This window comes from Nostoc sp. NOS(2021) (genome assembly GCF_017115025.1).
In the GTDB taxonomy this organism is placed as follows: Bacteria; Cyanobacteriota; Cyanobacteriia; order Cyanobacteriales; family Nostocaceae; genus Nostoc.
The window spans coordinates 20,914-29,255 of the sequence record NZ_JABXKM010000248.1; the positions used below are offsets into that span (position 1 = coordinate 20,914).

Annotated in this window: 6 protein-coding genes, 1 tRNA gene and 1 CRISPR repeat array; of the genes, 4 read left to right on the forward strand and 3 right to left on the reverse strand. The window is 44.0% G+C overall.

The features are described 5' to 3' along the window. The first annotated feature begins 345 nt into the window (after window positions 1-345). A CRISPR array of direct repeats spans window positions 346-899; the repeat unit is 37 nt; unit sequence GTTTCAACAACCATCCCGGCTAGGGGTGGGTTGAAAG. A gap of 376 nt (window positions 900-1,275) precedes the next feature. Next, a tRNA-Pro gene (locus HWQ41_RS26090) sits at window positions 1,276-1,349 on the reverse strand. A 136-nt stretch (window positions 1,350-1,485) separates the two neighbouring features. On the opposite strand from HWQ41_RS26090, the gene lipA reads away from it, so the two are divergent. The 4 genes from lipA (at window position 1,486) to HWQ41_RS26110 (ending at window position 6,406) form a co-directional block, all read left to right on the forward strand. Further along, window positions 1,486-2,364: a lipoyl synthase gene (gene lipA / locus HWQ41_RS26095; RefSeq protein WP_292769599.1), complete on the forward strand. Its 879-nt coding sequence runs from the start codon at window positions 1,486-1,488 to the stop codon at window positions 2,362-2,364. 202 nt (window positions 2,365-2,566) lie between these two features. After that, entirely contained in the window at window positions 2,567-3,496 is a 930-nt protein-coding gene (locus tag HWQ41_RS26100) for an NAD(P)H-dependent glycerol-3-phosphate dehydrogenase (RefSeq protein ID WP_292769602.1), read from the forward strand. A 638-nt stretch (window positions 3,497-4,134) separates the two neighbouring features. Then, complete coding sequence (gene sigC / locus HWQ41_RS26105; protein ID WP_292769604.1) at window positions 4,135-5,385, forward strand: RNA polymerase sigma factor SigC; 1,251 nt, start codon at window positions 4,135-4,137, stop codon at window positions 5,383-5,385. A 565-nt stretch (window positions 5,386-5,950) separates the two neighbouring features. Beyond that, on the forward strand, window positions 5,951-6,406 hold the full coding sequence (locus HWQ41_RS26110; RefSeq protein ID WP_292769607.1) for a Fur family transcriptional regulator: 456 nt from the start codon (window positions 5,951-5,953) through the stop codon (window positions 6,404-6,406). Window positions 6,407-6,537: 131 nt separating this feature from the next. Here the strand turns inward: HWQ41_RS26110 and HWQ41_RS26115 are convergent, their stop codons facing one another. Next, entirely contained in the window at window positions 6,538-7,704 is a 1,167-nt protein-coding gene (locus HWQ41_RS26115) for a peptidoglycan-binding protein (RefSeq protein WP_292769609.1), read from the reverse strand. Window positions 7,705-7,713: 9 nt separating this feature from the next. Beyond that, the coding region (locus HWQ41_RS26120; protein WP_292769611.1) for a cobaltochelatase subunit CobN at window positions 7,714-8,342 on the reverse strand (629 nt) is incomplete at its 5' end.

The following is an 8,342-nucleotide window of genomic DNA, read 5'->3' on the forward strand; positions in this document are numbered from 1 at the left end:
AAGAAGTTTATACAAGGATAGCAAAATAGGGACAGGTGCGCTCCCAGCAATAAAGAGTAAGGCTTTTTGCCCTAGCCGTTTTCGTAACGGTGCGGTTTACCGCAGTGGTGGTTACTGAATCACCCTCTTCGTCGAGGGAACCCTCTCAAATATTTTTTGGCAAGGCAAAGCATGGGCAAAATCCCTGGACTCCCGCCAAAAACTGAAAACCCTTGTCCAGCATGAAATTCAGAAATCAGACTGTCAGTTAATTTAGTTTTTGAATTTTTAGTTGGACATACTTCAAGCAGACCTGACAAAAGTGTTTGTAGACAGCTTGCAAAACAAGGGTGCTAGACGGGTCGAGTTTCAACAACCATCCCGGCTAGGGGTGGGTTGAAAGCAATTGCAAGATAGACTTGAAATGTCACTGATGGCGTGGAGTTTCAACAACCATCCCGGCTAGGGGTGGGTTGAAAGCGTGGCAAACGCTCAAAGATAAGGGGGTGAGAGGTTTCAACAACCATCCCGGCTAGGGGTGGGTTGAAAGAAGTTGACTTCGCCATCCGCGCTTCCGCCACATCCAGGTTTCAACAACCATCCCGGCTAGGGGTGGGTTGAAAGCAAACTTCTGTATAAATTACCCATTTCTGTTGGATGTTTCAACAACCATCCCGGCTAGGGGTGGGTTGAAAGCTGCTAAAAAGCAAAAAGCAGCAAAAGGGGTTTAATGTTTCAACAACCATCCCGGCTAGGGGTGGGTTGAAAGAGATTGCTGAAGATGATGCCTTTATGGCTGCGATCGCTAAGTTTCAACAACCATCCCGGCTAGGGGTGGGTTGAAAGTCGTGTTGATGTTGACGCCCAATTGATGAAGGCTAGGGTTTCAACAACCATCCCGGCTAGGGGTAGGTTGAAAAAATTTTTCATCATTACAACTTTATTTAAGAGGGTTGAAAGGCGCACTTCGTTCGGGATTATCCTGAATATTTGCAGTTAAACCACGTCCATCTTGAAAACTGGAGGTTTTTAAACAGCCTGTTGATATATACTCCTTGGTATATAAGCTTTTCAAGCAATATTGCAAACACCACAAGTTTGAACCTGGATGAAGTTTATATTAGACTTTGGGGAAGCTTGATTTTGAAGCAGCCCAAAAAAGACAGTCGGCGACATTAATTTGTTAACGATTGCAAGAGCAACTTTGATGACATTAATTTGTTAATAGCGATATTAATTCGTTAATCACGACATTAATTTGTTAACGACGACAAATAAAGTGTTATTCGACAACAATCGGGATGACTGGATTCGAACCAGCGGCCCCTTCGTCCCGAACGAAGTGCGCTACCAAGCTGCGCCACATCCCGCCATAAAAATGGCATCGTAAATTAAGAATATCACAACCTGTGCCAAATATCAGAATTACATCTATATATGATCACTTCATCAAAGGCTTTGCTTGCTACGATTAAATTTGTATAACTCTAGTGGTAAAAGCGGATTGTGACTGTAAAACCAGACTGGTTGCGGGTGAAAGCACCTGGGCGTGAGCGCATCGGTAACGTCAAAGAAATTTTGCGGGATTTAGCTCTCAATACAGTTTGTGAGGAAGCGTCCTGTCCGAATATTGGTGAATGCTTCAATGCTGGGACTGCCACGTTTTTGATTATGGGCCCGGCTTGTACACGCGCTTGTCCCTACTGCGATATTGATTTTGAGAAAAAACCCAAACCACTAGACCCCACGGAACCTGCACGATTGGCAGAAGCTGTTCGCCGCCTGAAACTCAATCATGTGGTAATCACTTCTGTAAACCGAGATGACTTGCTTGATGGTGGTGCATCTCAGTTTGTGGCGTGTATTGATGCGGTTCGCTCTGTTTCACCCAACACCACAATTGAGGTGCTAATTCCTGACTTGTGCGGTAATTGGAATGCTCTAGAGATAATTCTACAAGCTGCGCCAGAGGTATTAAACCACAATACGGAAACTGTCCCACGCCTGTATCGCCGGGTGCGTCCCCAAGGAAACTACGATCGCACATTAGAATTATTGCAGCGAACTCGCCAAGTTTCTCCTCGCACATACACTAAATCCGGGATCATGGTTGGACTTGGTGAAACTGATGCCGAAATCCGCCAAGTCATGCAAGACTTGCGAACTGTAGATTGCGACATTTTGACAATTGGGCAATACCTCCAACCCAGTCAAAAACACTTGCAGGTAAATGAATTTATCAACCCAGAACAATTTGCTGCTTGGAAGGCATTCGGCGAAGAAATCGGATTTTTACAAGTTGTTTCTTCACCATTGACAAGAAGCTCATATCATGCAGAACAAGTAAGAGAATTAATGGAACGTTATCCCCGCAACCAATTTTAGATTTTAGATTTTTTCTTGCGTTTAAATTCGGGGACAACTCTTGGAGACGCTAGGCAAACAGACCTTTTTAAATTTTGGACTTCGGCGTGAGCGCTCAGTCGAACGCTTTTGAATTATTCAATTCCAAAATCCAAAATTTAAAATCTAAAATTCGGTGAGCTAAGAGGATGGGGTGATTGGGTGATGGGGAGACTTTTGATTAATGACTAATCCAAAATCTGTAGCAATTCTGGGTGCAGGTGCTTGGGGTGCATCTCTGGCAAATCTAGCAGCAGCGAATGGTCATCAGGTGCGCGTCTGGTCGCGTCAAGGTTCCCAAACTCTCCAAACAGTTTTAAAAGATGTCCAAATAGTCCTGTCTGCTATCTCGATGATTGGTGTGAGAGATGTTGCTTCCCAAGTTCAGTCTTTCCCCCTTTCTCCAGAGACAATTTTTGTGACGGCGACGAAAGGCTTAGACCCTCAAACCACCTGCACGCCGTCGCAAATTTGGCAAACAGTATTCCCTAACCATGCAGTGGTTGTTTTGTCTGGGCCTAATTTATCTAAAGAAATTCAACTAGAATTACCAGCCGCTACCGTAGTAGCCAGTAATATTCCCACGGCTGCGGAAGTAGTGCAGTTAGTATTTTCTTCTCAACGTTTCCGGGTATATACCAATCCCGATCCCTTGGGGGTGGAACTGGGGGGAACACTGAAAAATGTGATTGCGATCGCAGCTGGTGTGTGCGATGGTTTACAACTGGGAACCAATGCCAAAGCTGCTTTAGTCACCCGTGGACTTACAGAAATGGTTCGCATTGGCAATGACTGGGGTGCAAAGACGGAAACATTTTATGGTTTATCAGGTCTAGGTGATCTGTTAGCAACGTGCAATAGTCCCTTAAGTCGCAATTACCAAGTCGGCTACCAGCTAGCTAGTGGTAAGTCACTTACAGAAACTCTTGCAAATTTACAAGGAACTGCTGAAGGAGTGAACACTTGTCGCGTTTTGATGCAACGAGCCAAGCAACAAAACATAGCTGTCCCGATTACCGAGCAAGTTTATCGGTTACTTCAAGGTGAAATCACACCCCGACAAGCACTTGATGAACTGATGCTGCGAGATATCAAGCCAGAGTACAACTACTAGTTAGTAGTCTGTCAATTTGAAATTGACGGGTTAATACTGACACGGTGATACGGAAGAGGACACGGGGACATCAGAACGCGGTGACACGGTGAAATTTTCATTCTCCGCGTCTCCCGAAGTTCCGAGCGCCGGAATTTTCTCCGTGTCCCACCCTCTTTGCGTCAATAAAACTTTTGCAGTTAATACTAATCACTTCCCCTATATCTATTAGTTCTACTTATACCTGAATAATCCTGAGAAAAAATTGGTAAATCGTCAGGATATTACTTTTGTAGCCATGTAAATGTGACTATGCCAATTATAAAGCATGATATTCACTGAAGTATGTTTATACTGTGTTACAAAAGTTACTATCAATAACCTTCAGGGTTGAAATGTTAACTAAGTAGTTTAAATATTGAAAACCTAGCTGCTGATTTGAATAGCTATTGGTTCAATCAAAAGTTTAGCAGCCGATTATGTTCAGTAATAGTGTATCCAATAAAACCTTTACAGTTAATTTGTAAAAAAATTGTAATGGAACCTTCAACCGTGTTAGTTCCTCGTGAATCGCGGGAACAATAGCAACAGTTGAATAGCTGACCGTAATCTAAGCTGACCGTAATCTATTGTTACCTGGAGCCATTGAGACAATCTTTATGCCAGCAACATCTTTTTATGCAGATGCCCCCTACAATACCAGAAAGTCCCGCCAGGCTTTGGACTCGGATCTCACGGTTGATGACAGTGAGTTATCGGTAGATGACCTACAGGAGCTGGAGATGGCTTCTGTTGACCATGCTAACTTTGCTGCTAACAATAACCGTCGTAGTACAGACCTAGTACGTCTATATCTTCAGGAAATTGGTCGAGTTCGCTTGTTAGGCCGGGATGAAGAGGTTTCAGAAGCTCAAAAAGTCCAGCGCTACTTGCGGATGCGGATAGTACTTGCTAATGCCGCCAAGGAAGGGGATGAAGTGATTACGCCCTATCTTCGGTTAATTGAAGTTCAAGAACGTCTGACCTCCGAACTCGGACATCGCCCCTCTTTGGAAAGATGGGCTGCCACTGCTGAAATAATTTTATCGGATCTCAGACCGACTTTGGCAAATGGCAAACGTCGCTGGGCTGAAATTGGGAAGTTGACAGTAGAAGAGTTGGAGCAAATTCAGTCCCAAGGACTCCAAGCAAAAGAACACATGATTAAGGCTAATCTTCGCCTAGTTGTGTCTGTTGCTAAGAAGTATCAAAATCGCGGTTTGGAATTGTTGGATTTAGTCCAAGAAGGCACACTGGGTTTGGAGCGGGCTGTAGAAAAATTTGACCCCACTAAGGGTTATCGCTTCAGTACCTATGCTTACTGGTGGATTCGTCAGGGAATTACACGAGCGATCGCTACTTCTAGTCGGACGATCCGCCTACCTGTTCATATTACCGAAAAGTTAAACAAAATCAAAAAGGCGCAACGCAAAATTGCTCAAGAAAAAGGTCGCACCCCAACTCTAGAAGATTTAGCAACTGAGTTAGAGATGACACCGACCCAAGTACGAGAAGTTTTGTTGCGGGTTCCTCGCTCCGTTTCTTTAGAAACCAAAGTGGGTAAGGATAAAGACACTGAGTTAGGCGAATTACTCGAAACTGACTGTGTAACCCCAGAAGAGATGTTAATGCGAGAATCTTTACAAAGAGATTTGCATCATCTTCTGTCAGATTTGACTAGTCGGGAGCGCGATGTAATTTTGATGCGGTTTGGTTTGGCAGATGGTCATCCTTATTCTTTAGCCGAAATTGGCCGCGCTCTCGACTTATCACGGGAACGAGTCCGACAAATTGAATCCAAGGCTTTGCAAAAGCTACGTCAACCCAAGCGCCGCAACCTCATCCGCGACTATTTGGAGTCTCTAAGTTAACGTGAGTTTGATGAACCTCTCCCCGCCTTGAACTAAAATTCAAGTCTGTCCCTCTCCGAGTCGGAGAGGGACGGTTTTGTGTAGTAAAACCTCTTAAAGGTCTTTTGATTGGGCTAATTAGGCGGACACTATATGAGCCGTCGAACTCACGTTAAGTTAGTCATTTGTCATTAGAAAACTGCACTTGACAAATGACTAGAGACAAAAGACTGATTTGATCCCCAGGTCAAAAGCCTCTTAGAGGCTTGTAGCAAATAATTTGCATTTAGTTGTACAAGAGTTTGCCCAGACCTTTGCTCAGATATCTTGAAGCTGGGGATCAACTAAGCAATTCAAAATTCACTCATTCAAAATTCAAAGTCAAGGGATGCAATCGTTACAAGTATCCTAAATATTAACTGTATGCAAATTAAATGCACTACAACTTATTATTTGAATTTTGCTCAAGATTTGATGAATTGTTCTTAAATATTTAGTAATAATTCTCAATAGGCAATGATTGTTGCAAATTGCTCCCAAGATTTGTTATATTCTCAACTAACGAGCTTTGTTGAGAAATATTAGTATGACTGTCTACACAACTACTTCACTCAAGGCAGAACTGAACGAACGAGGCTGGCGTTTAACTCCCCAGCGCGAAACAATTTTACACATTTTTCAAGAACTTCCGCAAGGTCAACATCTGAGTGCGGAGGATCTTTATCATCGGCTAGAAACTGATGGTAAAGGGATCAGCCTGTCAACTATTTATCGGAGTTTGAAGTTGATGGCAAGGATGGGAATTTTACGGGAATTAGAACTGGGCGAGGGACATAAGCATTATGAGATCAACCAGCCCTATCCCCATCACCACCATCACCTAATTTGTGTTAGATGCAACTCAACCATTGAGTTTAAAAACGACTCAATTTTAAAAATTGGGGCGAAAACCGCTCAAAAAGAAGGTTTTCACCTGCTGGACTGTCAAATGACCATCCATGCAGTCTGTCCCAAGTGCCAACGGGCACTGATGCCGCTTTAGCACTTGGGTGGATAATAAGACGAAACTACTCAAATTAACCAAATAAGTGGAATTTTGAGCAGTTCGTAATTTGCTATTACTGGAGGCAAGCAACCAGTTGGGGACTGATACTAAAAACACCACAGCGGATGCTAAAAGCGTCCGCTCTTAAGATCCTTGAGACTGATGCCGTAGAATTCCTGGGCTTGTTTAATTGCTTTTTTGGTATCATCTGCCATCACACCGTTCAGCTTGCCTTTATAAAAACCCCGCTCCCGTAGTCGCGTTTGGATTTCTAGGGTATTAAATTCGCTTTTGCTAGTAGTATTAACTGAGCTATATAACTTAGCTCGGGTAGTTGGGCCAGCAACGCCACTTGCTGTTAAGAAATTAGCTGCCTGAAATCTCTTGACAGCATCGGCAGTATAGGGGCCATAGTAGCCATTTGGCTCTCCCTCTAAATATCCTGCCTGGATCAATTGTTCTTGAACAATTCTAACTGGCTCACCGCGATCGCCTACACGAAGTTTATCTCGATTGACTACCTTTTTGGGAGCCTCTTCTCCATCACCGATGCCAACTCCCGGCAATTTACGCGCTGTTGCTGGGCCAACAACTCCATCAACGCTTAATTTGTAAGAATCTTGGAACCGCTTGACAGATTCTTCGGTAATTGGGCCAAATATCCCTGTGGCGTTCCCGTAATAAAAGCCTGCGACTCTTAAGCGTTCTTGCAAAACCCTGACATCTTCACCTTCATCCCCCTTAGCAAGGTAGTTGGGATTGCCGCGCTTGCTAGTGGCTGAACTAGTAGTACTGGGCTTTTTGGCTTGTGTACTTGTTACAGCAGTGGGCTTTTTGGTTTGTGTACTTGTTACAGCAGTGGGCTTTTTAGCTTGTGTAGTGGTAGTACTGGGCTTTTTGGCTTGCCAGCTTTCTAATTTTTGCAGGGTGCTTGCTCCAACAATGCCGTCCACTGGTAAACCAGCAGCCTTTTGGAAGCGCCGCACAGATTCTTCTGTGGATACGTCATATACTTTGGTAACAGAAGCTTGATAAAAGCCTGCTGTTTTCAACTTTTGTTGTAAATTTCTGACAGAAGGGCCTTGATCGCCTTTTTCCAGTGCCATGACGCTGCTGACGGCGCTAAGAATGGACAAAGACAGAGCAAGGGGCATCATATACTTCCAAGCCCTACCAGAAAGCCGATTCCAGTCTGGTGCAGCTGCGTCCTTAAACAAAGAACTGAGGGAGACCAATTCACTGGGTGTGCTGTCTTCGTAGGCGAAAGCTAGGTGCAAATACGCAAGATTTTCCATATTTGTTTCCTACACCATTGATTTTTCTTCGATAACTGCTTCAGCTTGATGTACTAGGTTTCTCAAAGTTTCTAATGTTCCGATATTCACATCCTCCCACAAATTGCGCTTGTGTGCTTCTAATAATCTTTCAGCAATATCACGCAGAGCATAAGGGTTCTTTTCTTGAATAAATTCCGAGACAACTGGATCGAGCAAATAAGCCTCTACTATGCCTTGATACATATAATCTTCGACACATTTAGCTGTAGCATCGTAGGCGAATAGATAATCTACCGTCGCCGCCATTTCAAATGCACCTTTGTAACCGTGGCGCATGACTCCGGCAATCCACTTGGGATTAACTACGCGAGAACGATACACTCGTGCAATTTCTTCTTTCAGTTGGCGGACTCGTGGTTGGGCGGGTATGGAATTATCACCAAAATAAGTTTGGGGATTTTTTCCCTGTAGAGAACGCACCGCCGCTGTTAAACCACCCTGAAATTGGTAATAATCATCAGAATCGAGCAAGTCGTGTTCACGGTTGTCTTGATTGTGCAGGACAACTTGCATTTTCGCCAAGCGTTGCTCGAAGGCTTCGGGATTAGGGATTGGGGAAGGTGGGGCCCCCTCTGGGGATAAGGGGTAATGGGGAT